The 24,283-nt window shown below is 43.6% G+C and carries 39 protein-coding genes; 5 read left to right on the top strand and 34 right to left on the bottom strand.

Annotated features, from left to right (window positions below):
* Positions 1-190: 190 nt before the first annotated feature.
* Positions 191-631, bottom strand: coding sequence for a DUF1569 domain-containing protein (locus ABZR88_RS00610; protein WP_107829325.1), 441 nt, complete (start codon positions 629-631; stop codon positions 191-193).
* A gap of 613 nt (positions 632-1,244) precedes the next feature.
* Here ABZR88_RS00610 and ABZR88_RS00605 point away from each other — a divergent pair.
* Genes ABZR88_RS00605 through ABZR88_RS00595 form a run of 3 tightly spaced genes read left to right on the top strand, consistent with a single transcriptional unit; the run spans position 1,245 to position 3,161 of the window.
* A complete protein-coding gene (locus tag ABZR88_RS00605) occupies positions 1,245-1,748 on the top strand; it encodes a hypothetical protein (RefSeq protein WP_107829327.1) in 504 nt (167 codons plus the stop codon).
* A 2-nt stretch (positions 1,749-1,750) separates the two neighbouring features.
* A complete protein-coding gene (locus ABZR88_RS00600) occupies positions 1,751-2,485 on the top strand; it encodes a hypothetical protein (protein ID WP_107829328.1) in 735 nt (244 codons plus the stop codon).
* 7 nt (positions 2,486-2,492) lie between these two features.
* Entirely contained in the window at positions 2,493-3,161 is a 669-nt protein-coding gene (locus ABZR88_RS00595; RefSeq protein ID WP_146166563.1) for a hypothetical protein, read from the top strand.
* A gap of 82 nt (positions 3,162-3,243) precedes the next feature.
* Here ABZR88_RS00595 and rplQ read toward each other — a convergent pair whose 3' ends face one another.
* The 30 genes from rplQ to ABZR88_RS00445 all read right to left on the bottom strand — a co-directional run bounded on the left by rplQ (position 3,244) and on the right by ABZR88_RS00445 (position 20,011).
* Positions 3,244-3,807, bottom strand: a complete 564-nt coding sequence (rplQ, locus tag ABZR88_RS00590; protein WP_107829330.1) for a 50S ribosomal protein L17 — start codon at positions 3,805-3,807, stop codon at positions 3,244-3,246.
* Between the two features lie 158 nt (positions 3,808-3,965).
* Positions 3,966-4,958 carry a DNA-directed RNA polymerase subunit alpha gene (locus ABZR88_RS00585; protein WP_107829331.1) on the bottom strand — a complete coding sequence of 331 codons (993 nt, stop codon included), beginning with the start codon at positions 4,956-4,958 and terminating at the stop codon, positions 3,966-3,968.
* Positions 4,959-5,079: 121 nt separating this feature from the next.
* Complete coding sequence (rpsD, locus tag ABZR88_RS00580) at positions 5,080-5,688, bottom strand: 30S ribosomal protein S4 (protein WP_107829332.1); 609 nt, start codon at positions 5,686-5,688, stop codon at positions 5,080-5,082.
* A gap of 69 nt (positions 5,689-5,757) precedes the next feature.
* Positions 5,758-6,147 carry a 30S ribosomal protein S11 gene (gene rpsK / locus ABZR88_RS00575; protein ID WP_107829333.1) on the bottom strand — a complete coding sequence of 130 codons (390 nt, stop codon included), beginning with the start codon at positions 6,145-6,147 and terminating at the stop codon, positions 5,758-5,760.
* A gap of 132 nt (positions 6,148-6,279) precedes the next feature.
* Positions 6,280-6,657: a 30S ribosomal protein S13 gene (gene rpsM, locus ABZR88_RS00570; RefSeq protein WP_107829334.1), complete on the bottom strand. Its 378-nt coding sequence runs from the start codon at positions 6,655-6,657 to the stop codon at positions 6,280-6,282.
* Positions 6,658-6,730: 73 nt separating this feature from the next.
* Complete coding sequence (ykgO, locus tag ABZR88_RS00565; protein ID WP_022833269.1) at positions 6,731-6,847, bottom strand: type B 50S ribosomal protein L36; 117 nt, start codon at positions 6,845-6,847, stop codon at positions 6,731-6,733.
* Between the two features lie 9 nt (positions 6,848-6,856).
* The gene (infA, locus tag ABZR88_RS00560) at positions 6,857-7,075 is read right to left on the bottom strand and encodes a translation initiation factor IF-1 (RefSeq protein WP_022833270.1); all 219 of its coding nucleotides are present in this window, start codon (positions 7,073-7,075) and stop codon (positions 6,857-6,859) included.
* 77 nt (positions 7,076-7,152) lie between these two features.
* Entirely contained in the window at positions 7,153-7,935 is a 783-nt protein-coding gene (gene map / locus ABZR88_RS00555) for a type I methionyl aminopeptidase (RefSeq protein ID WP_107829335.1), read from the bottom strand.
* Positions 7,936-7,952: 17 nt separating this feature from the next.
* Positions 7,953-9,308 (bottom strand): preprotein translocase subunit SecY, encoded by a 1,356-nt coding sequence (gene secY, locus ABZR88_RS00550; protein WP_107829336.1) that lies wholly within the window; start codon positions 9,306-9,308, stop codon positions 7,953-7,955.
* 5 nt (positions 9,309-9,313) lie between these two features.
* Entirely contained in the window at positions 9,314-9,760 is a 447-nt protein-coding gene (rplO, locus tag ABZR88_RS00545; RefSeq protein WP_107829337.1) for a 50S ribosomal protein L15, read from the bottom strand.
* 4 nt (positions 9,761-9,764) lie between these two features.
* Positions 9,765-9,944, bottom strand: coding sequence for a 50S ribosomal protein L30 (gene rpmD / locus ABZR88_RS00540; RefSeq protein WP_107829338.1), 180 nt, complete (start codon positions 9,942-9,944; stop codon positions 9,765-9,767).
* 6 nt (positions 9,945-9,950) lie between these two features.
* Entirely contained in the window at positions 9,951-10,469 is a 519-nt protein-coding gene (gene rpsE / locus ABZR88_RS00535; RefSeq protein WP_107829339.1) for a 30S ribosomal protein S5, read from the bottom strand.
* Positions 10,470-10,481: 12 nt separating this feature from the next.
* On the bottom strand, positions 10,482-10,835 hold the full coding sequence (rplR, locus tag ABZR88_RS00530) for a 50S ribosomal protein L18 (protein ID WP_107829340.1): 354 nt from the start codon (positions 10,833-10,835) through the stop codon (positions 10,482-10,484).
* A 5-nt stretch (positions 10,836-10,840) separates the two neighbouring features.
* Positions 10,841-11,398, bottom strand: a complete 558-nt coding sequence (gene rplF, locus ABZR88_RS00525) for a 50S ribosomal protein L6 (RefSeq protein ID WP_107829341.1) — start codon at positions 11,396-11,398, stop codon at positions 10,841-10,843.
* 22 nt (positions 11,399-11,420) lie between these two features.
* On the bottom strand, positions 11,421-11,822 hold the full coding sequence (rpsH, locus tag ABZR88_RS00520; protein WP_245917074.1) for a 30S ribosomal protein S8: 402 nt from the start codon (positions 11,820-11,822) through the stop codon (positions 11,421-11,423).
* A gap of 233 nt (positions 11,823-12,055) precedes the next feature.
* The gene (rpsN, locus tag ABZR88_RS00515) at positions 12,056-12,325 is read right to left on the bottom strand and encodes a 30S ribosomal protein S14 (protein WP_107829343.1); all 270 of its coding nucleotides are present in this window, start codon (positions 12,323-12,325) and stop codon (positions 12,056-12,058) included.
* Positions 12,318-12,881: a 50S ribosomal protein L5 gene (rplE, locus tag ABZR88_RS00510; RefSeq protein ID WP_107829344.1), complete on the bottom strand. Its 564-nt coding sequence runs from the start codon at positions 12,879-12,881 to the stop codon at positions 12,318-12,320. The genes rpsN and rplE overlap by 8 nt, the downstream gene beginning before the upstream one ends.
* A gap of 2 nt (positions 12,882-12,883) precedes the next feature.
* Positions 12,884-13,192, bottom strand: a complete 309-nt coding sequence (rplX, locus tag ABZR88_RS00505) for a 50S ribosomal protein L24 (RefSeq protein WP_211309838.1) — start codon at positions 13,190-13,192, stop codon at positions 12,884-12,886.
* Positions 13,193-13,223: 31 nt separating this feature from the next.
* On the bottom strand, positions 13,224-13,592 hold the full coding sequence (rplN, locus tag ABZR88_RS00500) for a 50S ribosomal protein L14 (protein ID WP_073405786.1): 369 nt from the start codon (positions 13,590-13,592) through the stop codon (positions 13,224-13,226).
* Between the two features lies 1 nt (position 13,593).
* A complete protein-coding gene (gene rpsQ / locus ABZR88_RS00495; RefSeq protein WP_107829346.1) occupies positions 13,594-13,848 on the bottom strand; it encodes a 30S ribosomal protein S17 in 255 nt (84 codons plus the stop codon).
* A gap of 12 nt (positions 13,849-13,860) precedes the next feature.
* Positions 13,861-14,070 carry a 50S ribosomal protein L29 gene (gene rpmC / locus ABZR88_RS00490; protein WP_107829347.1) on the bottom strand — a complete coding sequence of 70 codons (210 nt, stop codon included), beginning with the start codon at positions 14,068-14,070 and terminating at the stop codon, positions 13,861-13,863.
* A 140-nt stretch (positions 14,071-14,210) separates the two neighbouring features.
* The gene (gene rplP, locus ABZR88_RS00485; RefSeq protein WP_107829348.1) at positions 14,211-14,633 is read right to left on the bottom strand and encodes a 50S ribosomal protein L16; all 423 of its coding nucleotides are present in this window, start codon (positions 14,631-14,633) and stop codon (positions 14,211-14,213) included.
* Positions 14,634-14,677: 44 nt separating this feature from the next.
* Positions 14,678-15,523, bottom strand: a complete 846-nt coding sequence (gene rpsC, locus ABZR88_RS00480; protein WP_107829349.1) for a 30S ribosomal protein S3 — start codon at positions 15,521-15,523, stop codon at positions 14,678-14,680.
* A gap of 6 nt (positions 15,524-15,529) precedes the next feature.
* Positions 15,530-15,958, bottom strand: coding sequence for a 50S ribosomal protein L22 (rplV, locus tag ABZR88_RS00475; protein WP_107829350.1), 429 nt, complete (start codon positions 15,956-15,958; stop codon positions 15,530-15,532).
* Between the two features lie 3 nt (positions 15,959-15,961).
* Positions 15,962-16,228, bottom strand: a complete 267-nt coding sequence (gene rpsS, locus ABZR88_RS00470; protein WP_107829351.1) for a 30S ribosomal protein S19 — start codon at positions 16,226-16,228, stop codon at positions 15,962-15,964.
* Complete coding sequence (rplB, locus tag ABZR88_RS00465) at positions 16,228-17,055, bottom strand: 50S ribosomal protein L2 (protein ID WP_107829352.1); 828 nt, start codon at positions 17,053-17,055, stop codon at positions 16,228-16,230. Before rplB ends, rpsS begins: the two co-directional genes overlap by 1 nt.
* 9 nt (positions 17,056-17,064) lie before the next feature.
* Positions 17,065-17,355 (bottom strand): 50S ribosomal protein L23, encoded by a 291-nt coding sequence (gene rplW / locus ABZR88_RS00460; RefSeq protein ID WP_107829353.1) that lies wholly within the window; start codon positions 17,353-17,355, stop codon positions 17,065-17,067.
* A gap of 2 nt (positions 17,356-17,357) precedes the next feature.
* Positions 17,358-17,987, bottom strand: coding sequence for a 50S ribosomal protein L4 (rplD, locus tag ABZR88_RS00455; RefSeq protein WP_107829354.1), 630 nt, complete (start codon positions 17,985-17,987; stop codon positions 17,358-17,360).
* Between the two features lies 1 nt (position 17,988).
* Positions 17,989-18,606, bottom strand: a complete 618-nt coding sequence (gene rplC, locus ABZR88_RS00450; protein WP_107829434.1) for a 50S ribosomal protein L3 — start codon at positions 18,604-18,606, stop codon at positions 17,989-17,991.
* A gap of 250 nt (positions 18,607-18,856) precedes the next feature.
* A complete protein-coding gene (locus ABZR88_RS00445; RefSeq protein ID WP_107829355.1) occupies positions 18,857-20,011 on the bottom strand; it encodes a hypothetical protein in 1,155 nt (384 codons plus the stop codon).
* A 190-nt stretch (positions 20,012-20,201) separates the two neighbouring features.
* Here ABZR88_RS00445 and ABZR88_RS00440 point away from each other — a divergent pair, with 190 nt between their 5' ends.
* A complete protein-coding gene (locus tag ABZR88_RS00440; RefSeq protein WP_107829356.1) occupies positions 20,202-20,594 on the top strand; it encodes an acyl-CoA thioesterase in 393 nt (130 codons plus the stop codon).
* An 80-nt stretch (positions 20,595-20,674) separates the two neighbouring features.
* Positions 20,675-21,232 carry a hypothetical protein gene (locus ABZR88_RS00435; RefSeq protein WP_107829357.1) on the top strand — a complete coding sequence of 186 codons (558 nt, stop codon included), beginning with the start codon at positions 20,675-20,677 and terminating at the stop codon, positions 21,230-21,232.
* A 30-nt stretch (positions 21,233-21,262) separates the two neighbouring features.
* On the opposite strand, the gene ABZR88_RS00430 is transcribed toward ABZR88_RS00435, so the two are convergent.
* From ABZR88_RS00430 to ABZR88_RS00420, 3 genes are read right to left on the bottom strand one after another with little or no spacing between them, the layout of a single operon-like run.
* Positions 21,263-22,165, bottom strand: a complete 903-nt coding sequence (locus tag ABZR88_RS00430) for a glycosyltransferase (RefSeq protein ID WP_107829358.1) — start codon at positions 22,163-22,165, stop codon at positions 21,263-21,265.
* An 18-nt stretch (positions 22,166-22,183) separates the two neighbouring features.
* Positions 22,184-22,831 (bottom strand): FkbM family methyltransferase, encoded by a 648-nt coding sequence (locus ABZR88_RS00425; RefSeq protein ID WP_107829359.1) that lies wholly within the window; start codon positions 22,829-22,831, stop codon positions 22,184-22,186.
* The gene (locus tag ABZR88_RS00420; RefSeq protein ID WP_107829360.1) at positions 22,828-24,147 is read right to left on the bottom strand and encodes a flippase; all 1,320 of its coding nucleotides are present in this window, start codon (positions 24,145-24,147) and stop codon (positions 22,828-22,830) included. The genes ABZR88_RS00425 and ABZR88_RS00420 overlap by 4 nt, the downstream gene beginning before the upstream one ends.
* Between the last annotated feature and the right edge of the window lie 136 nt (positions 24,148-24,283).

Genomic DNA, 24,283 nt, shown 5'->3' with positions numbered 1-24,283 from the left:
ATGATTGATTTTTCCTTTTAACTATTAATTTGCTAACAACACTATATTATCAATGCCTGTGCCAATGTGTATTTGGCAGAATTTTCTTTAGAGAATGGTGAGTTGTGCGTTGCGAATGGTATTAAAACGTCAGTCCCGTGTCGGTTTTCGGTGACAGGTTGACATAAAACCGACAAACATTTGTCAGTTACTAAACACCAAACTGCCTTAAATGATGATCCACATGCTTATATGCCAGTCGCCCGGCCTCGTCAGCCGTAAGCTTACCGAAAAACGGATGCATAAAGCCGGTATTGGCGCGATGCTCATGCTCGCCAATCAACGTGATCCATCTTTGCTTTTCGGCCTCCACATCGCCTTCGTCCGTAATTCTGAATGACGGTACAGTTGGCATGTTCTGCTTCATCGGTTTGTCGGACAGCATACCTTTTAAAGCCGTTCTGCCAAATAGTTTGCCAATAAAAGCCTGTTTATAGATGCGGCGTTCCAGCAACATCTCCTCCCACATGGCACAATGCCGCAGCATTTGGTAAACAGACATTTTGCCCCATAGTGGCTGGCTGTCTTCATTAAGTTGATTGATGCGATCAATTACTTCGCGTGCGGTTTGGGGTTCGAGGATGGTTTTCATAGTTCAAAGATAAATACAGCATGAATCCGCGAGAGGTTTTAAAAGCGACAAATGGGGAGGGTTTTGCGACAACATTACCACTTCCAGGTAAGTTCGGGAAGAAAACATAGAAGTGTCAGAAAAACAATCAGCCACACAATCAAATACAAATAGAGTACTTTATCTTCCTTTCTAAATATCAGATTCAACACGTTAGCTATAAAAAGCGCCAAAGTGAACATTGCAAATGGCAACCCGGAGTCGGGTTGATCCAAAACACGATCCTTGGCACAATATAGTCGAAACTGATCAAGCCCGTATGTCATATGCAGCAAATGCCAAATCATGGCGCCAGGATGTCTTTTGAAAAGGTAGGTCAATAGCTTCATAAACTTTAATACCCGCTATCCAATAAAGTGACCCGCCGGGAAAATGAACAGACAATAGCTCTTTGGTACCGATAGCCCCGCTATCCGCTCATACATCTGCCCCGAAGGGGTCCTTCGGACAGGCCTTACACTCAACAGCCGATATCCGCTACTATCGGGTTTATAATTCGCGGCCATGTAGCAAAACTGACAGGTTTAACGTACTGTTAACAACGCTGTTCTGCAAAAACAATATCTTAGTCAAAATGAAACCACCTTATCTACTGCTTTACGCTGTATTACTCTGCTTTACGTCCTGTATACGCAAATCGTCAGACTATCAAACCACCTACTACCCGGTAATGATGACGCGGGAAGCGCTGGAAAAATCTGTCAGCTTCCACCCCGCTGCACCAATTGATACGCCGTCAAAAGTTTATTACCAAAGCAACTACATCCTCATTCTTCAACAAGGAAAAGGCGTACACGTCATCGATAACAGTACCCCCAGCCGCCCGGTGAATCGCGGCTACATCAGCATCCCTGGCTGTCTTGACGTAGCTATAAAAGACAATACGCTATACGCCAACAACGCGGTAGATATCGTGGCGATAGATCTTAGCAATATAGGTTCCTCAACAGTAACCGTGGCTAAACGGGTTAAGAACATATTTAATGAGATGTCTTCGCCAGATGAAAAGAGTTTACCTGATGAATTTAGCGTTGCCAACCGTCCACCAAATAGCGTCATCGTTGGTTGGGAGAAATAGTTATGAAAAACCTGAGAAACCTCTTCCTTATTTTAATTAGCCTGTCAGTTGCCGCCTGCGTCAAGGATACGCCGGGTCCGGGTAGCTCGGGCGTGCGGGTAAGCGTTCGCCAGCAGGCTTTGTTTACAGCAAGCGGCAACGTGTTGTACGCTTATACCAAAGACGGATTGGCCCAATATGATGCCACCAACGCAACCGGACTTACCGCCGTTAAAACCACAACGGTTACCGGTATCATCCCCACAACTTTAACCTCCGGTTCAAACTATATCTATACTGCAGGAGCCGGGAATTTCAATATATATAACACCACTACGGGCACGCCAACATTAAGCGCCACCTACTCAGATTATCAAGGCTGCGCACCGGTAGCTGTTAATGGAAATTATGCCTTTATTACCGAGCGATTAGATTCTTATTGCGGCTCTATATATACCCAGCTTAAGGTAGTAGACATAAGCAATCCTGCAAAACCCGTGCTTATAAAAGCTTATCCTCTGAGTTCACCCGCTGGCATAGCCGTTGATGGCAACAACCTGTTTATATGCGATAAAGGCTTAAAATATTATGATGCCAGCAATCCGGCCAACCTTGTTTTAAAGCTCACATTACCCATAGCGTCTACCACCCTGGCAGCTCAAAACGGTAAGTTGGCCGCCGCCGGACCAGATGGACTATATCAGTTTGACTACTCAACTGGTGCGCTTGTTCAGATCAGCAAACTTAAACTTAACTAATATCACGTTGTACAAATACCTTATCCTGTTAATGCTCCTTTTTGGCAGCATTAATTTAAAAGCCCAAACCAAGCCTGATTCTACCTTGAAGGGCACCGACTATAGCATCGGCACCGAGTTTCTGTTTGCTTTCAATAACTGTTTTAAAACATGGATTGAGGTGAAGCCTTTACAGAAAAGCTTCGGCATCGAACTAACACCAGAGGTTTATCTTTCCGACTATTATAGCCTGGGCTTTAATCGTGATAAAATTACCGGGGTCGGTCTGGGTTTATACGGCAAAAAATACTTTGGCAAGCTTATCAACAGCCCGCTCATGTTTAATGCAGGCGCTACACTGCGCAGTATAAACGTGGGTTACAGCGACAAAGGCTTCATTCCCTTCCAGGAAGATGGTCAGCGTTATTACCGTTATGCTTCTTTTAACGATGTACTGAAAATACACAGCATGCTGGTTAATTGCACCATCCAGGGCCGACTAACCAACTCCCCAATATTTTTTCTTGATGTTTACGCAGGCGTGGGATACAAATTCAGCACCTCGTCAAGCACTTATCCCGGCTATCGCTCATACAACAGCCATACTACCGACTATGCCTATCGTGGGGCACTATTTCTGGCAGGGATCAAAACAACATTCAATTCCCGCCAATTGAGCAGAACGGGAAAGAAATAAACCAGAAAATATACTCCAAAACAAAAACGGCCCGATCAAATTGATCGGGCCGTTTTCTTATGCTTTAAAAAGCGGGAGTTAATTACTCGCCTTTTTCTGCATTCTCTTCGTTAGCAGCAGGTGCTTCTGGAGCCTCTGGGGCTTCTTCTACAGCTGGAGCTTCGGCAACTGGTGCTTCTTCTGCAACAACTGCTTCAGCAGCAGGAGCAGCAGTTTTAGCTTTACCAGCACCACCACGACGACGGGTTGATTTTTTAGCAACAGCAGCTTCACCATTGGTGTAAACAGTGTTGTAGTCAACCAGCTCGATCAGAGCCATCTCGGCGTTGTCACCCAGACGGTTTTCTAATTTGATGATACGGGTGTAGCCGCCCGGACGGTTAGCTACTTTCTCAGCAACCTCGCGGAACAGGATGTTTGTAGCATCTTTGTCCTGCAGGTAGCTAAATACGGTACGACGAGAGTGCGTAGTATCGCTTTTTGATTTGGTAATCAATGGTTCAACATATCCGCGCAGTGCTTTAGCTTTAGCCAAAGTAGTAGTAATACGTTTGTGCAGGATAAGTGAAGTGGCCATGTTGCTCATCATCGCTTTGCGATGGCTGTCGGTACGGCCCAGGTGGTTTACTTTTTTACCGTGTCTCATTTTTGTTTTGTTGTTTGCGGCACGTGCATACCGTCGGGCGGCATTGCTGTCAAGCCCTCGGAATTATGCCTATTTTAGTTATTAGTGAATAAGTGAGTAGTGAGTGAGTTGAAAGTGAAACCATTCACCATTCTCTACTCACCACTCTCTTAAAAAGATTACTCTTCGTCCAGTTTAAATTTCGACAGGTTCATGCCGAAAGATAAGCCTTTAGATTTTACCAGGTCCTGAATCTCAGTCAGTGACTTTTTACCGAAGTTGCGGAATTTCAGCATGTCGGCAACGTCATAAGATACCAGGTCAGCCAGGCTACGGATGTCAGCTGCTTTCAAGCAGTTTAATGCGCGTACAGACAGGTCAAGATCAACCAGCTCGGTTTTCAGGATCTTGCGCATGTGCAGGATCTCTTCGTCAACCTCTTTGGTTTCTTCTTTAGCCTGAGCTTCCAGCATCATGTTCTCATCACTGAACAGCATAAAGTGCTGGATCAGGATTTTTGCTGCTTCTTTCAGGGCATCCTCTGGGTGAACAGAACCATCGGTAGCAATATCCAGAACTAATTTCTCATAGTCGGTTTTTTGCTCAACGCGGTAGTTCTCGATGGTATATTTTACGTTTTTGATTGGGGTGTAGATCGAGTCGATAGCGATTACGCCTACAGCCGCATCAGGGTTTTTGTTCTCTTCGCTTGGAATGTAACCACGACCTTTGTTTACAGTAAGCTCAATTTCAAGCGTTACAGAAGGGTCCATGTTACAAACAACCAAGTCAGGATTTAAAACGCTAAAATTGTTTGAGAATTTAGTGATATCGCCGGCTTTAAAAGCTTCCTGACCATTAATGATCACGAAGATCTTTTCACTATCGCCTGATTCACCAGTCTTTTTTAAACGAACCTGTTTCAGGTTCAGGATGATCTCGGTTACGTCTTCAACAACACCTTTAATGGTTGAAAACTCATGCGTAACTCCCGAGAAACGTACCGAAGTAATCGCATAACCTTCAAGTGATGAAAGTAAGATACGACGTAAAGCATTACCAATAGTTACACCGAAGCCAGGCTCTAACGGACGAAATTCAAACGTGCCGTCAAAGTCTGTTGACTTCTGCATGATCACCTTGTCTGGTTTTTGAAATGCTAATATTGCCATTTATATCCTTGGTTAATTTGTTTGCAAAATATAAAAAATAGACAAAAAGATGCGAGATACGGAAAATGAGGTAACTGTTAAAATTGCCTCACTTCCTGTATCCCATATCTCTAATCTGTCATTATTTCGAATAAAGCTCGACGATCAGGTTTTCCTTGATGTTTTCAGGGATCTCATCGCGGTTAGGGTAGTTGATCAGCTTACCTGTAAGGTTAGCAGCATCCCACTCAAACCAGCTGTATTTGTTAACTCGGCGGCCAGCTACTGAAGTAGAGATAGCTTCCAGAGATTTTGATTTTTCGCGTACGGCAACAACGTCACCAGGTTTAACAGTGTAAGAAGCAATGTTTACTACTTCGCCGTTAACAGTGATGTGTTTGTGGCCAACCAGCTGACGTGCGCCAGAACGGGTAGGCGCGATGCCTAAACGATAAACTACGTTATCTAAACGAGCTTCCAGTAATTTCAACAGGTTCTCACCAGTGATGCCTTGAGCAGCAGAAGCACGGTGGAACAGGTTTTCGAACTGACGCTCTAAAACACCGTAAGTGTATTTAACTTTTTGTTTTTCTTGCAGCTGAACAGAGTATTCAGACTGTTTGCCTCTCCTTTTGTTTGGGCCGTGCATGCCCGGAGGGTAGTTTTTGCGTTCCAGCGCTTTGTCCGGACCGAAGATCGGCTCGCGGAATTTACGCGCAATTCTTGATTTGGGGCCTGTGTATCTTGCCATTGTTGTGTTGCTTTTAAAGTATCAAGCAGCCCGCAGCTGCCGAATCTTAGCTTTAAAAAATCGGGTTAATTAAACTCTTCTGCGTTTAGACGGACGACAGCCGTTGTGTGGCAGTGGGGTGATATCTTTGATGGTAGTAACCTCAATACCTACAGTTTGCAGGGTACGGATAGCGCTCTCACGACCTGAACCCGGACCTTTTACAAACACTTCTACTTTACGCAGACCCAGATCATACGCAGTTTTAGCGCAATCTGTAGCAGCCTGTGAAGCGGCGTATGGAGTGTTCTTTTTAGAACCTTTGAAGCCCATTTTACCAGCAGAAGACCATGAAATAGCCTGACCTTGGTTGTTGGTCAAGGTTAAAATGATGTTGTTGAAAGTAGCGTTGATGTGGGCTTGGCCAACTGGCTCTACCACTACAATGCGTTTTTTGGTTACTTTTTTAGCTTTAGCCATTTTCTTTTTTACTTGTTGAGTTAGGGATTACTTGGTTAACTCATAACCTGGACCCGTAACTCGGTTATTTTCTTAATCTAATAAGCGGTTAACTGGTAATCATTCACCAATCAACCGCTTACTAATCAATTACTATTTAGTAGCTTTTTTCTTGTTAGCAACTGTCTTACGTTTACCTTTACGGGTACGTGAGTTGTTTTTAGTACGCTGACCACGCAGTGGCAGACCTTTACGGTGACGGGTACCACGGTAGCAACCGATGTCCATCAGACGTTTGATGTTCAGCTGAACTTCTGAACGTAGCGCACCTTCAACTTTCAGTTGATCGTTGATGATACCACGGATGATAGCCAACTGATCGTCATTCCAGTCTTGAACTTTAGTATCGAAGCTGATACCAGCTTGAGTTAAAATGTTTTGAGCGGTAGTACGGCCAATACCATAAATGTAGGTTAAGCCAATTTCGCCTCTTTTGTTTCTTGGTAAATCAATACCTGCAATCCTTGCCATATTTGTAAATTGTTCTTTTGTGAACGACCGACCGGCGGCTACCGATGTACGAATCGTTCCAATTTTTAATTAATTAACCCTGACGTTGTTTGAATTTAGGGTTCTTTTTGTTGATCACGTACAGTTTACCATTACGGCGAATGATTTTGCAATCAGCACTGCGTTTTTTGATCGATGCTCTAACTTTCATCTCTTTTGATTATTTATATCTGTAGGTTATTCTGCCCTTCGTCAAATCATAAGGGCTCATTTCCAGCTTCACTCTGTCACCAGGCAAAATTTTGATGTAGTGCATCCTCATTTTTCCTGATATATGCGCAATAATTTCGTGCCCGTTCTCTAATTCAACTCTAAACATTGCGTTTGATAACGCTTCTCTAATTGTACCGTCTTGCTCAATTGAGGACTGTTTAGCCATATATTCCTGATTATTACTTTATTATCCCGCCTCCAAAGCGGGACGCAAAATTAAATAATTTTTTTGATTTATTTAATTTATTTTTTATTTAAAACTTCTTCGATATATGAAAATGTCGAGAGAACGTCGGCTTTACCTTTACGGATAGCCACCGTATGCTCATAATGAGCCGATGGTTTGCCATCTACGGTAGAAACAGTCCAGCCATCATCCCAGAATTTAACACCGGCTCGGCCGCCGTTAATCATTGGTTCAATAGCTATTACCATGCCTTCTTCCAGTTTAATGCCAGATCCACGCTTGCCGTAGTTTGGCACTTCCGGTTTCTCGTGCAGGTGGGTACCCACACCATGGCCAACCAGTTCTTTTACCACACCAAAGCCATGACGCTCGGCATGCTCTTGTACAGCGTAACCAATATCGCCAATGCGCATCCCCACTACCGCCTTCTCTATTCCTAGCTCAAGGCATTCTTTGGTTACTTGCATTAACTTCTTGGTGCTTTCGCTAACCTCGCCAACGGCAAAGGTATAGGCAGAGTCGCCGTAGTATTTGTTCATCAGCACACCGCAGTCTACAGAGATCAGGTCGCCTTCCTTTAATTTGTACTTCCCGGGAAAACCATGTACAACCTGATTATTCATCGAGATACATAAAGAATAAGGAAAACCGCCATAATTTAAAAATGCAGGGACCCCTCCGTTGTCACGGATAAAGGTCTCTGCAAGTTTATCTAATTCTATAGTCTGAATACCTGGACGGATCACCTTGGCAATCTCGCCGTGGGTTTTTGAAACCAGCAAAGAACTCTCTCTGATCAGCTCAATTTCTTCGGCAGATCTTAAATTGATCTTTGGCATAGTTTAACTCCTTCCTTTTAGATAACCGGAGGCGTTGTGCCTGCGGCTGTAGGTATACCGGTACGGCCATTAACGCGGCCGGTTTTCATCAAACCGTCATAATGACGCATCAGTAAGTGGCTTTCAATTTGCTGCAGGGTATCCAGCACTACACCTACCAGGATGATAAGTGAGGTACCACCAAAGAACCTTGCAAACACACCGTTTACATGCAACATACTGGCAAATGCAGGGATAACCGCTACGATAGCCAGAAAGATTGAACCAGGCAGGGTAATTTTAGAAATCACACCGTCGATAAAATCTGTAGTTGCTTTACCTGGTTTAATACCCGGAATAAAACCACCGTTCTTCTTCATATCTTCCGACATCTGAGCTGGGTTAACAGTGATAGCGGTATAGAAGTAAGTGAACAGGATGATTAAAATACCGAATACCAAGTTGTGCTCCCACGAAGTGTAGTTAGACAAGGCGATCAATACGCCGTTGGTAGCAATTTTCGGGAAGAACGATTGTACGGTAGCCGGGATAAACATCAACGCCTGGGCGAAGATGATTGGCATAACACCGGCAGCTGTTACTTTCAATGGGATGTACTGGCGCACGCCACCGTATTGTTTGTTACCAACAATACGTTTAGCATACTGCACTGCAACTTTACGGGTACCCTGAACAATCAGGATAGTAAACATCACAACAGCCAACAAGGCTACAATCTCCACAATGAAAACGATAGGACCACCAATGCCGGCAATAACGCGGTCATGGAACTCGCTACCAATAGCACCTGGCAACTGGGCGATAATACCCACCATGATGATGAGTGATATACCGTTACCAATACCTTTGTCGGTGATTTTCTCACCCAGCCACATTACAAACAGGGTACCTGATGTAAGTACAAAAATGGTGATTAAGTTGAACCAGAAACCAGCAATCGCAGGACTGATAGCTTCTTGAGGAACCTGAGAACGTACATAACCAATGGCTTGCAGGCCAGTGATCAGGATGGTCAGGTAACGGGTCCACTGGTTAATCTTGTTACGGCCACTTTCACCCTCTTTCTGCATTTTGGTAAAATACGGAACGGCAATACCCAACAACTGCACTACGATTGAGGCAGAAATGTAAGGCATTACACCCAACGCAAAAATTGATGCGCGAGAGAATGAACCGCCGGCAAACATGTTTAAGAGGCCCAGCAAGCCGTCTTTAGCGTTATGCTGAGCGTTAATAACTGCACCGTCTACACCGGGAAGCACTACGTAAGAGCCTATACGGTATATTAAAAGAAATAAGAGTGTGTTAGTTATACGCACTCTTAAGTCTTCAATTTTCCAGATATTGGAAACTGTTGTGAAGAATTTATTCATCGAAATTACAGCTTTTCAATTGAACCGCCTGCTGCCTCAATAGCTTTTTGCGCAGTGGCAGAAAACGCGTGTGCTTTAACGGTCAGTTTAGCTTTCAGCTCGCCACGGCCCAGGATTTTCACCAGGTCATTACGAGATGCTAAACCGTGCTCTTTCAATACATCAAAATCAATTGCTGATACTGAATGGTTTTCAGCTAATTGCTGAAGAGCATCTAAGTTAATGCTCACGTACTCTACACGGTTAGGGTTTTTAAAACCTACCTTAGGTACACGGCGCTGTAATGGCATCTGGCCACCCTCAAAACCAACCTTAGTTGAGTTACCAGAGCGTGAACCTGCGCCTTTGTGACCGCGGGTTGAAGTACCGCCACGGCCAGAACCGGTACCACGACCAATTCTTTTTCTATTTTTAGTAGAACCTTCTGCAGGTTTTAAATTACTTAAGTTCATAATATTAAATATTTTCTACTGCTACCAAATGATTAACTTTTCTAACCATACCGATAATGGCCGGTGTGGCTTCAACCTCTACACTTTGGTTGATTTTTTTCAAACCCAAAGCTTCGATGGTTTTTTTCTGGCGCTCGGTCCTGTCGATCACGCTTTTAATCTGAGTTATTTTGATTTTTGCCATGATTGATTATCCGTTAAATACTTTACCTAAATTAACGCCACGTTGTTGTGCCACGGTATAAGCATCGCGCATTTGCGCCAGGGCTGCTACAGTAGCTTTAACCACGTTGTGCGGGTTTGATGAACCTTTTGATTTTGCCAATACGTTGTGGATACCGGCAGACTCTAATACTGCACGCATCGCACCACCGGCAATTACACCGGTACCGTTGGCTGCTGGTTTGATAAATACAAAACCACCTGAAAATTTACCATACTGCTCATGCGGAACAGTGTTGTTGATAATTGGCACTTTTACCAGGTTCTTTTTTGCATCGTCCACGCCTTTGGCAATGGCTTCTGTTACCTCTTTAGCTTTACCTAAGCCATAACCTACTACACCATTCTCATCACCTACCACTACGATAGCTGAGAAGCTGAAAGTACGGCCACCTTTGGTTACTTTGGCAACACGTTGTATGCTTACCAAGCGATCTTTCAATTCGATCTCGCTTGTTTTTACTCTTTTTACGTTGATTGTTGACATCTTTCTTTCAGTTTAGAAAATTAAACCACCTTCACGTGCACCTTCAGCCAATGATTTAACACGGCCATGGTACAGATAACCATTACGGTCAAACACTACACTGGTAATGCCAGCAGCTACTGCTTTCTGGGCTACCAATTTACCTACAGCTACAGACTGATCTGATTTGCTGCCGGCAGTAGCGGCGAAGTCTTTTGATAATGAAGATGCCGAAACTACGGTTTTACCGGTTACATCGTCAATGATCTGAGCGTAAATACCCTTGTTGCTCCTGAACACGGTTAAGCGAGGACGCTCTGCAGAACCCGAAATACGCTTACGGATTCCTCTTTTTATTCTGTCTCTTCTTGTTAATTTACCTGCCATGACGATTATTTTTTAGATGCTGATTTACCTGCTTTTCTTCTCAATACCTCGCCAACAAACTTGATACCTTTACCTTTGTAAGGCTCTGGTGCACGCAGCGAGCGGATTTTTGCAGCAACCTGGCCCAACAGTTGTTTGTCGATTGATTCCAGGATGATGGTAGGGTTTTTACCCTTTTCAGCAGTTGTTGATACTTTAATTTCTTGTGGTAACTGGAACACGTAGTGGTGAGAATAACCCAACACTAAATCCAGCGTGTTGCCGTTGTTGGTAGCGCGGTAGCCCACACCTACTAACTCTTGCTCTACTTTGTAACCAGTGGTTACACCTGTTACCATGTTAAACAGCAGGGCGCGGTATAAACCGTGCAGTGCTTTATGACGTTTTTGATCAGAAGGACGCTGAACCAGTAACTGGCCGTCTTCCTGAGCTACGGTGATGTCTGAATCTACCGCTTGTTGCAATTCACCTTTTGGACCTTTTACAGTTACTACGTTATCATTAGATACAGTAATTGTAACGCCTGCCGGGATTGCTATAGGTGCTTTTCCTACTCTTGACATTGCTTTTTTTCTCCTTTAACTATTAATAAACGTAGCACAATACCTCGCCACCGATGTTTTGCTGACGTGCTTCTTTGTCAGTCATAACACCTTTAGAAGTAGACAAGATAGCGATACCTAAACCATTTAATACACGTGGCATAGTTTCTGCGCCTGCGTATTTTCTCAAACCTGGTTTACTTATACGCTCTAATGTGCGGATAGCCGGGATCTTTGTAACAGGATGATATTTCAAAGCTACTTTGATAGTACCTTGAGGACCATTCTCTTCAAATTTAAAGTTGGCAATGTAACCTTTGTCGAAAAGCACTTTCGTGATTTCCTTCTTCAGATTTGATGCAGGAATTTCAACAACCCTATGGTTGGCTTTAATAGCATTCCTTACTCGTGTAAGATAATCTGCGATTGGATCTGTATTCATTATTTGTTGTTTGTGGCAGTGGTTTCGCTTTCCGTAACATCCGGAATGACCTGCTGCCTGTTAATTTTCTTAAAAAAACGAGCCGCAAAGGTACAAAAAAATTCATAACACAACCTAGTGCGTTATGAATTTCTTGTACTTATGTTATTTAAGCTCAAAGACTAAGCTAATCTTTCCGGCCTTTCTCGGTTCCTACTCAACGCTTCGGGCCTTCGGGGTTTAGCTTGCCGCTGTTATTACCAGCTTGCTTTTTTCACTCCCGGGATCTTACCAGCTAAGGCCATCTCGCGGAAAGTTACCCTTGAGATACCAAACTGACGCATATAACCACGAGGACGGCCGGTTAATTTACAACGATTGTGCAGTTTTACTGGTGATGCTGCTTTAGGCAGTTTGTCCAGAGCTTCATAATCGCCGGCTGCTTTTAAAGCAGCACGTTTGTCGGCATATTTAGCAACTAATTTAGCGCGTTTTACTTCACGTGCTTTGATACCTTCTTTAGCCATTGCTATTCTGATTTTTAAATGGTAAACCAAATTGTTTCAGCAACTCCAGCGCCTCAACATCGTTGGTAGCGGTAGTTACAAAGGTGATATCCATACCCATGATCTTGTTGATCTTGTCGATATTGATCTCCGGGAAGATGATCTGCTCGGTGATACCCAGGGTATAGTTACCGCGACCATCAAAACCTTTATCGTTGATGCCTTTGAAATCGCGGATGCGTGGCAGAGCTACAGCGATCAAACGATCCAGGAACTCATACATGTTGTTATCGCGCAATGTTACACGTACACCAACTGGCATGTTTTTACGCAATTTGAAGTTCGAGATATCTTTTTTAGATTTCGAAGCAACAGCTTGCTGACCAGTGATGGTTGACAACTCGTTGATAGCTACGTCGATCAGTTTTTTGTCGGTAGTTGCACCACCAACACCCTGATTGATTGCTATTTTAGTCAGTTTCGGAACCTGCATTATAGTTTTGTACTGAAATTTCTCTTTCAGTGCAGTGCGGATCTCTTCCGAATACTTGGTTTTTAATCTTGGTACGTAAGTCATGATTACTTGATCTCCTCCCCTGATTTTTTGGCTACTCTTACAATACCTTTATCAGTTACTTTACGACCAACGCGAGTTGGAACGCCAGCTTTAGGGTCAATAAGTGCCAGGTTTGAAATATGAATAGCGGCTTCTTGTTTAACAATACCGCCGTTAGGGTTGGCAGCGTTTGGCTTAGTGTGTTTAGACACCAAGTTAACGCCTTCAACTACTGCACGATTTTTGTCAACTATCACCTCGGTAACTTTACCTTGCTTACCTTTTGAGTCGCCGGCAATTACCTTTACCAGATCACCTTTTTTGATCTTGATTTTGGCAGGTTTATTAATTTTATTTCCCATTTTACAATACCTCCGGTGCTAATGATACAATTTTCATGAATTGTTTCTCGCGCAACTCTCTTGCTACCGGACCGAAGATACGTGTGCCTCTCGGCTCATCCTGGTTATTTAACAAAACTGCTGCGTTATCGTCGAAACGAATATATGAACCATCTTTACGACGGATCTCTTTTTTAGTTCTTACTACTACGGCTTTAGATACAGTACCTTTTTTAACGTTGCCTGAAGGCAGTGCGCTTTTTACGGTAACTACAATCTTGTCGCCAATAGAGGCATAACGTTTACCGGTACCGCCCAGAACGCGAATAACCAGAACTTCTTTCGCGCCGCTATTGTCGGCCACGTTCAATCTTGATTCCTGCTGTACCATGTTATTTAGCCCTCTCTATAATTTCAACTAATCTCCAGTTCTTATTCTTGCTCAGCGGGCGGGTCTCCATAATCAATACGGTATCGCCTACGCCACAAGTGTTGGTTTCGTCATGAGCCATAAATTTGGTAGTTTTTTTAACGAACTTACCGTAGATCGGGTGTTTCACCTTACGCTCTACCGCAACTACAATAGATTTCTCCATTTTGTTGCTTACTACCAGGCCGGTACGTGTTTTTCTTAAATTTCTTTCCATTTCCTGATAAATTTATTTGGCTTCAGACGCTGCTGCCGCTTTACGTTTTGTTAATTCGGTGTTTAAGCGGGCGATATCCTTACGCAAAACTGTAATGCGTGACGGATTCTCGATAGCAGAAACCGCGTGAGCGAATTTCAGCTTGGTGAGATTCTTAGTCTCCTCGCTGATCTTTGCGTTCAACTCTTCAGTTGAAAGCGCTAAAATTTCTGAGTTTTTCATTTTTTAACTTGTTGTATGCTGTAAGTTGTGAGTTGTAAGCTTACTTAAACTCACAACTTTACAACTTACAATGTTTATTGAACACTACAGGTATTCAATCACTTTTTATATTGTTTACCACCTGTAGCTACCAGGGTTCGTTATGCTTCTGCGTAGTCTCTGCGAACTACAAATTTGGTTTGTACCGGTAACTTCTGGGCAGCAAGGCGCAGGGCTTCCTTAGCAACTTCCATTGGCACACCTTCGGCTTCGAAGATGATACGTCCCGGACGCACTACTGCAACCCAGTATTCTGGGGCACCTTTACCTTTACCCATACGTACCTCGGCCGGTTTTTTAGTTACTGGCTTGTCAGGGAAAATCCTGATCCACACCTGGCCTTCACGTTTCATGAAACGTGTTACAGCGATACGTGCAGCCTCGATCTGACGGCTGGTAATCCAGGCCGCTTCGAGTGATTTTATACCGAATGAACCGAAAGACAGTTCTGCACCGCGAGAGGCATTACCCTTCATGCGGCCTTTTTGCATCTTTCTGAACTTCGTTCTTTTTGGCTGTAGCATTGTTTTAAGCTTTTAAATATAAACGATGTCTGTCTCGACTTTGATTATCTTCTACCTTGACCACCACGGTTCTGGCCACCGCCACGGTTGTTACCGCCACGATTGTTGCCACCGCCTCTGCGATCGTTGTTACCACCTCTGCGGTCGTTACCACCACGACGGTCGCCGCGGTCGCCACGCTCACCGAAACCGGCTGCGCCTTCTGGGCGACCACCTTTACCGCTTGCGCTGCTGGTTTGACCAATGTTTGGTGATAAATCACGTTTACCGTAAACTTCGCCTTTACAGATCCATACTTTAACACCAATTTTACCATAGGTGGTTAAAGCTTCGCCCAAAGCGTAGTCAATATCGGCACGGAAAGTGTGCAGTGGAATACGGCCTTCTTTGTACTGCTCGGTACGTGCCATCTCGGCGCCGCCCAAACGACCAGAAGTCATCACTTTAATACCTTCGGCACCCATACGCATAGTTGATGCGATAGTGGTTTTCATTGCGCGGCGGAAAGAGATACGTGCTTCCAATTGTTTTGCAATACTTTCAGCCACCAGTTGTGCATCCAGTTCAGGACGCTTGATCTCGAAGATGTTGATCTGAACATCTTTCTTAGTAAGCTTTTTCAGCTCTTCTTTGATCTTGTCAACTTCCTGACCGCCTTTACCGATAACGATACCCGGACGTGCAGTGTGAATGGTGATAGTGATGCGTTTCAAAGTACGCTCGATAACCACTTTAGATACGCCACCTTTAGAAATACGGGCGGCAATATATTTGCGGATTTTCTCGTCTTCAACTAATTTGTCGGAGTAGTTGTTACCACCGAACCAGTTAGAATCCCAGCCTCTGATGATGCCTAACCTGTTACCTATTGGATGTGCTTTCTGTCCCATTTCAAATTAATTGTTAACGTTTTTAGTATCCACAACAAGTGTTACGTGGTTTGAGCGTTTACGGATACGGTAACCGCGGCCTTGTGGAGCCGGACGCAGTCTTTTCAACTGACGACCACCTGCTACAGAAACTTCCTTTACAAAAAGGCCGTTTTCTTCGGCACGTTTACCTTCGTTTTTAGCTTCCCAGTTATTGATAGCCGACAGGAGCAGTTTCTCAACGCGAATTGCGGCTTCTTTGTTGGTGAATTTTAAGATGCTTAATGCTGCAAAAACCTCTTTGCCACGGATCAGATCAACCACTAAACGCATTTTGCGCGGAGAGGTTGGACAATCGTTCAACTTGGCAACAGCAGGGCCACCTTGTTGGGCTTTCGCTTCTTCTTTCTGTTGCTTTACCAGCACAGATTTTTTAACTTTTTGTGTTGCTTCCATTGCTTATTTTTTCTTTTCTGCGTGACCACGGAAAGTACGGGTTGGCGCAAACTCGCCTAACTTGTGTCCTACCATGTTTTCGGTTACGTACACAGGGATAAATTTGTTACCGTTGTGTACTGCAAATGTATGACCAACGAAATCTGGAGAGATCATGGAACGGCGTGACCATGTTTTTACTACCGATTTTTTGTTGGTTTCGTTCAGAACCAAAACTTTCTTGTCCAGGTTATGATCGATATACGGTCCTTTTTTAATTGAACGAGCCATTATTTCTTCCTTCTTTCAATGATGTAACGATCAGATGATTTCTTCTTGTCGCGGGTTTTGTAACCTTTGGCCAGTAAGCCTTTGCGTGAGCGTGGGTGACCACCTGATGCACGGCCTTCGCCACCACCCATAGGGTGATCTACCGGGTTCATTGCTACACCACGAACGCGAGGACGACGACCTAACCAACGGTTTCTACCTGCTTTACCTAACACTTCGTTAGCTTTCTCGGCGTTAGAAACGATACCGATGGTAGCTAAACAAGTTAAAAGGATCATGCGGGTTTCGCCTGAAGGCAATTTAACAACCGCGTATTTACCATCACGTGCAGCAAGCTGCGCATAAGTACCTGCAGAGCGGGCAAGGATCGCACCCTGACCTGGCTTCAATTCAATTGCGTGAATTAATGAACCCAGAGGGATGTTCTTTAATGGTAAAGTGTTGCCAATTTCTGGTGCCACGCTTTCGCCTGATACCACTGTCATTCCAACTTTTAAACCTGCAGGCGCGATCATATATCTTTTCTCGCCATCTACAAAGTGCAGCAGTGCAATGCGTGCAGACCTGTTAGGGTCATACTCGATAGTTGCAACTTTTGCAGGAATATCGAATTTATTACGTTTGAAATCGATCAAACGGTAGGCTTGTTTATGGCCACCACCTAAGTAGCGCATGGTCATTTTACCACTATGGTTACGACCGCCTGACCGTGTGTTTACAGATACTACTAACGACTTTTCAGGTACGTTGGTAGTAATGTCAGAGTTATCAGCACCCACTCTGAAGCGAGTACCCGGGGTTACCGGTTTAAATCTTTTAACTGCCATCTCCTGTTTTTATAAAGTGTTATAAAAATCTATTGTTTCACCATCCTTCAAAGTGATAACCGCTTTTTTGTAGGTAGCCGCACGGCCGCTTACAACACCAGCTTTGGTTGAGCGCGATTTCAATTTTCCAGAATATTTCATGGTGTTAACCGCTACTACGGTTACGCCATACATGTCTTCAATAGCTGCTTTGATCTGAATTTTGTTGGCTCTGTGATCAACCTTGAAAACAAAGCGATTCAGTTTCTCAGTAAGCTGAGCTACTTTTTCTGTAAGTAAAGGTTTCTTTAAAACTTCCATAATTACTTAGCAAATGCCTCCTCCAGGGTTTTAACAGCACCAGTGGTTAACAGCAGTTTGCCAGCGTTTAACACATCATAAGTGTTCAGCTGATCGGCAGTTACTACTTTAGCCTTTTTCAGGTTTCTGCTTGATAAATAAACATTGTTATTAGCAGCAGGTAATACTAATAAAGTCTTTACGTCTGCTACGTTAAGGTCAGCAATCAGCTTTGCGTAGCTTTTGGTTTTTACAGCATCAAAGCTGAAATCTTCAATAACCACTACATTGCTTTCCTGAGCTTTATAAGTTAAAGCTGACTTACGAGCCAGTGATTTTAACTTTTTGTTCAGTTTGAAGCTGTAATCGCGAGGCTGCGGACCGAACACGCGACCACCACCGTTAAACAGAGGTGATTTGATGTTACCGGCACGTGCACCGCCTGTACCTTTTTGTTTGTATAATTTGCGGGTAGAACCAGCAATTTCATTACGCTGTTTAGCTTTATGCGTACCTTGACGCTGGTTTGCTAAGAATTGCTTAACATCCAGGTAGATAGCATGATCATTTGGCTCAATACCGAAAATCGCGTCAGGAAGTTGCACCTTGGCACCTGTTTCTTTACCTGAAACATTTAAAACTTTTACTTCCATCTTATTTGTCAACGATTACAAATGAACCCTTAGCTCCTGGGATAGAGCCTTTAACTACTAACAGGTTTTGCTCAGTGAAAACCTTAACAACTTCAAGGTTCTGAACTTTAACGCGAACGTTACCTGTTTGACCGGCCATGCGCATGCCTTTAAATACGCGAGATGGCCATGACGATGCACCCAAAGAACCTGGCGCACGCAGACGGTTATGCTGACCGTGAGTTTGCATACCCACACCGCCAAAACCGTGACGTTTTACCACACCCTGGAAACCTTTACCTTTTGAGGTACCGGCCACATCAACAAAATCACCCACAGCGAAAATCTCGACAGTAACGGTGTCGCCCAATGATTTTTCGTCCTCGAATGTTTTGAATTCAACCAGCTTACGTTTTGGGGTAGTGCCGGCTTTCTCGAAATGGCCTTTTAAAGGAGCAGTAGTGTTTTTTTCCTTTGCCTCGTCATACGCTAACTGGATAGCAGCGTAGCCGTCTGTTTCTACAGACTTAACTTGTGTTACCACACAAGGCCCAGCTTCGATTACGGTACATGGGATGTTTTTTCCCGCCGCATCGAAAATACTGGTCATTCCTACTTTTTTACCAATAATTCCTGACATTTTATTTTTTTGTTTTTTGCCCATCGAAGCAGTAGGGCTTCGTTCAAGGCACGTTATTCCCTCGAAAGGGACGGCAAAGATAGAAATTTTAGATTAACTCTCAAATAGTTACGGAATTATTTTTACGATAAATTTTAGTGTGTTTCAGGCAGTTGCGTGCGTTAAGTGCAGTGTTGGTGACAGAGAAGACCGTTTAAACGCAGAAAATGAGGAAAACCAGCCAAAAAGCAAACTTTTGGCTGGCAATCAATTATTTACAAAAAGAGATGTCCTTCTCTTGCTCCTTAAGTTTTATAAAAGACAATAAAACCATAAAAGCTATTGATCCTATGGTAAATGAAGCGACCGCCCAACTGAGTGTAGAGCCATTTCTGCTTTCAAACGGAGCATTAACCGGCAAGAGTACAATTGCTCCATTGAGGCTATAATGTTCGTCATTATTAACAGCGTCTATAAGTCTGCGGCGGTCTTCATTATATCCCACCCTGTCTAAATACTCAAAGTCATTGATATTTGATGCATTAAATTGGGCAAGACATTCTTTAAAAAAACGCCGATATTCTTGATCCTTATCCTGCTGACTTCGGCTATTTTTGATGGTTTCCTGGTATTTAAACCCCATCCAGGCAATTGGCCATTTAATAGCTGGTGGTGGGTCTGTCGGTTTTAGATCCCTGTTTAGCCCCTTGGTGGTAATCATTACCACACCATTCTTTGCCTGCTGCCCATAAAGCTCAATGGCTGCAGATCTGTTTTTGATTATCGTAATTCTATCAACGTGTTTTTTGTCAATACGTGAAAGAAGACTATCGGGCACAATTACGCCGTTAACTACAAATAATGGCCTGACCGCAGCAGACACCTTAAGCCGCCATACCGAATCGGGCTCGATTTTGTGATCAAAAATGGGTACCGCTAAATAAATTGTGATATCATAATCACGATTATATTTTCCACTTACATTAAATATCGACCTGGCGTGGGTATATATTTTATCGGCATAAAAGTTTTTTACCTTATAATACTTAGTGGGTGGCTTTGTGGCAATCTGGCTCATTGCATCCAATTGTGTCAACTTACCGGTAGCAGTAACCATATAACGCTGCGCAAACGCCATGGGCAGAGCAATAATAATCCAAAGTAGCATCAGAAGCCCCGCTACGGGATTTCGACCACGACTTACGTCCAATTTCAACAGTTTTAGTCTCGGCCTCATCCATATCAGCAACGGAATCCATGGCAATACCATCGGGATAAAAAACTGCACAATGGTTTCATCAATAACAAAAGCTTGATATTTAATCAGCAGCAGCCAGTTTAAAAAAGTATAGATACAGATGATAAAAACCGAAATTATAAGAAAGGGGAGAAAGATAGTTCTGAGTTTAGCGGGGTATTGCGACATAAGGTTAAATAGTTATTGAATTGCTTGTACCACATTAAGCGGCATATCGACACAAATATTATAGCATTCTTGCCAATATCCAAGCACAATGAGTATCATTTTTACAGGTACCTTTTCAACTCTTTTATCTACCTTCATCATTTTAAAAAACAAGTCAACGCCGGCATTATTTCTACTTTTTGTAATCTGAATGAATTTCTACACACGCAAATGGGTAAAACCCGAAGACCTGAACGCTCACGGCACTTTATTTGGCGGCAGTTTATTGAGCTGGATTGATGAGGAAGCTGCCATTTATACCATCATCCAACTGGGCACCAATGGTTGTGTGACCAAGTATATGTCTGAGATTAACTTTATCAGCTCGGCCAAACAGGGTGACATTATTGAACTGGGCATTAAGGCCACACATTTTGGCCGTACCTCGCTAACGCTGGCATGCCAGGTACGCAATAAGATTACCCAAAAAGTAATCCTTACGATAGATAAAATTGTATTTGTTGCTGTCGACGCCGAAGGCCGCCCTACTCCACACGGCAAAACTGAGATTTTCTATACCGATGAGCGCCTACGCGAGGATTGATAACCTCTATAGCCGCTCTTTCCAAAAGTGAATAACCTTGCAAAATCTAATATATTATCAACATAACCTTAATCTTTAAAATGAAAAAAATCTTAATTTCTACCCTCTTAATTCTCCCTTTATTTGCGTCCGCACAAAAGCTGCTTAAGCCGAGTGTAGATAAAATAACAAGTGACACGACATGGGCTACTTCGAAAGAAAAAATCTACATGCATGGTAATTATTTAACCGGGCAAGGAGAGGGCGTGCTTAGTGTGGTTGAAAAAATCAAAACAGGAAAGGAAGAAGCTGTTGTTCTAATCCTAAATGTCCAAACAGTAAACCAAAGAGCAGTCTACTCGATTGTAAAAGGCGGTAAGGCTTATCTAAAACTAAGTGATAACTCAATAATCACATTAACATCATCTACACTAGATTTTGGTAACCCACGGGTTGGCCTAGCTGGCGATATGGTGATTACAACTGGCAGCGCATTCGGTCTGTACGATTTATCACGGGAGGATATAGAGAAAATAAAAGCCAACACGGTTACCTTTTTAAGAGTTGAAACCACAACTGGAAATTTTGATTGTGACATTAAACCTAAAAGTTCCGATATATTGAAGAAACAAATCGAACTGGTTGAAGCAGGTAAATAACAAGAAGGGCTAACTTACTTTTATAAAAAGTTAGCCCTTTATTTTTTGCTTTACAAACCGCACAGCCCTTTGCCACAACGATCCCTTCCTGTTTTTAAGGAAAGCTTTAATGGCATCATAGGCCTGCTGGTTTTCGGCTAGTTCATCAGGGAAATACTTTACCGGCTGCTGGGCTATTTTTACGCCATACATCGGCTCATCATTTGAGTGGGTACCCGAACCATCGTTACCGGTATTATGCACCAGCGATTGCGCAGGATTAAGTGTGAGGCCGCCGCGCAGAAACACCGACGCATACCAGCGGATGGCCCACGAGTTATTCTTACCGGCCTTGAAATCCTGCATCTGTTTCCAAAAATTCATGGTGCCCTCAATAGAGAATTGACTGATCTTCTCTTTGTCAAACTGCGCCATCAGCTTGTCAACATCTGGCTCAAAGTGTTTCCAGGCTCGGCCCCAGGTAGCCCAGCCCCAGCTGGTAGCGGCTCGCCAAAAGAAAGTCTCGGGCAACTGCTGATTTTTCAGGTTAAACATGTAGGCACCTATGTGCATTATCTGCTCCTGCTGCTCATACCGTGCTAGCGACTCATTGAAATATTGAAGGGTGTAGGGTGAGGACAGCAGATCGTCTTCAAAAACGATTACCGTTCCGTACTCATTCACCAGTTGACTTACCCCGCTGATGATGGAGTTAGCCAGTCCCATATTTTGCTCACGCGCCACTACTTTTACCGATTTAAACCCGGTTACGCCGGCAATCACATTACGCACCTCCTCTACCTTGGCCTTGTCGGCATCGGTTTTAGCGGCATCACTAAAAATGAACAAGCGCGACTCATCGGCCAGCACATTTTTCTGTAATGCGGCAATAGTGCGGCGGGTATGATCTGGCCGGTTGTAAACAAAAAGCGCTATCGGGGCAAGCTTTTGCACTGGGGAGAATAATAAAGTTTAAATATCCAGGCAGTTATCAGCCTTATAAAACACAGAGGTAGCTTTGAGATAGAACAAACCCGGTGAGATGCCGCTGAACGATAATTGTTTAAAACCGGCTTTCTTCAAAAACTCCACGCCTTCGGCATAAAACTCACGTTCAGAATCGTCCAGCACCACTACGCCACCGGGGGTAAGTGCCTCAACGGCCTGTATGCAGCAGTTTACGCGGTCTCGGCCGTCAACAATAATAATATCAAACTTTTTATTGAGAGCGATGGGCATACGGCAATAATCGCCGTCTTTTTGCAGCTCGCAATAAATCATTTCTGAGTTGGCCGGTTTGCTGCCCTGTATTTTTTTATACCAGGCCGCATCGTGCTCAACAGACACTACATTGCCTGCATACTTGGCATAAAAGTAGGTGGAGTTACCAGAGCCAAACTCAAACACCTGATGTTCTTTCTTAATCCGGTCTTTTATAAAATCTATAAACGAATAGGTGACCCACGGGATAGGCTGCCCAAAAGCATCTATCGGCTTCTGCTCATCAAAAGCGTTGAACCAGCCTATATCTTTTAAATAACCTTTTTTGCGGAACGACAGCAGCGACGCAAGTCCTTTTGGCTTGGCCAGCAATTGCAACAGTACAGATAGATTGCTCAACGTTTAAGTAATTTTTGAAAAAGTGAAATTAAGAATAATGATTTAAACATCATTACCCCCTGCTTGTTGACTTTGGGGATGAAAATAATAAAAAACGTGGCGCTGGCATAAGCCACTAATGTAGCTATGGCTGCCCCCATCATTCCCATCCTGGGTATTAATACCAGGTTGAGCAGGATATTGACTATAGCACCAAAACCCGTGCGGATAAAGGTGAGCTTATTATAATTTTCGGCAATGAGATATTGGCTGCTGGCCACTCCCAGAAACACAAACACGCCAGACCAGATATGGACCGACAGCACCGGTGCCGCCGAAGCATATTCGGGCCTGAATAATAGTTTGTAGATCAAAGGTGATGCAAAGGTAATCACCAATGCTACGGGCAGGCTCAGGTATACCATCAGATCATACAAATGCTGGGTACGCTTTTCATAACGTTGCTGGTCATCCCTTCTGGCGTTCAGGATGGCCGGGAAGAGTGAGCTAACAATAACCGTTGGGATAAAGTTCCAGGCCTCGCTAAACTGGGCAACGGTGGCGTAGGCACCCGCCTCTGCCGGACTGACCATATTCTGCAGCATCAAGGCGTCAATGCGCATATACAGCGTGATCATGATGCCCGAGATAATCAATGGCCAAGAGTACCCCAGTAGTTTCTTTGCTAGTTGAGCGCTATAGCTCCATCGCCACACACTCCGGCCCTTGCGCTGGTAAACAAAGTAGTAACCGATAGAGAGCAGCAAAAAATCAAACGCATAGGCATAAACAAACCAAACCAGCGGCATTTTTTGCCAAACCAGCAGCAGTTTAACAACGGCCGATGCCAGGTTGCCCACTACCTGCACCTGCATAATGTATTTGGATTGAACCTGCGACTGAAAATAGGGATCAATTACATTTAAGGCTTGTACTACGCCGATAAATGAAAGAATAAGTACATACGCATAGGGCGTTCCGTTAATAGGTTCGATCTTATAAGCTGCCCAAATAAGTGGAATACAGACCGTGCCGGCCATCAGCTTCATAAAAAATGAAGTACCCAAAATGCGGTCGCGATTATCGGGGTGCGCATGCAGCTCTTTAACAATAAACTGATCCAATCCCAACGCAGCTATAGCCGAGAAGAAATAGATATAATTAGTACCGCCTGATAATACCCCGTTCTTATAGGTGAGGAAATAGTTGGCAATGATGATGTTCACCACCATCTTAATAAACAGCGTTCCCACACGCCCAACAAACAACGCACCCGTATTTTTAAAATACTTTTCTAAAGCCTGCTGATCAAAACCGGGAATGGCGGGTATACGCATAGTTGGCAGCAAATGTATAGTTTTTGGTTGATTATGTTGATTGAGTGAATAGTTAGAAAAAAACGATCACAATAAAAAAGCATCCGGTTTTTCCGGATGCTTTCTATATTTTAATGACTGGCTTAACTTAATCAAC

It is taken from the genome of Mucilaginibacter yixingensis, from assembly GCF_041080815.1.
In the GTDB taxonomy this organism is placed as follows: domain Bacteria; phylum Bacteroidota; class Bacteroidia; order Sphingobacteriales; family Sphingobacteriaceae; genus Mucilaginibacter; species Mucilaginibacter yixingensis.
Note: the sequence above shows the minus strand (reverse complement) of the source record. Positions and strands in the feature narration are given on the sequence as shown.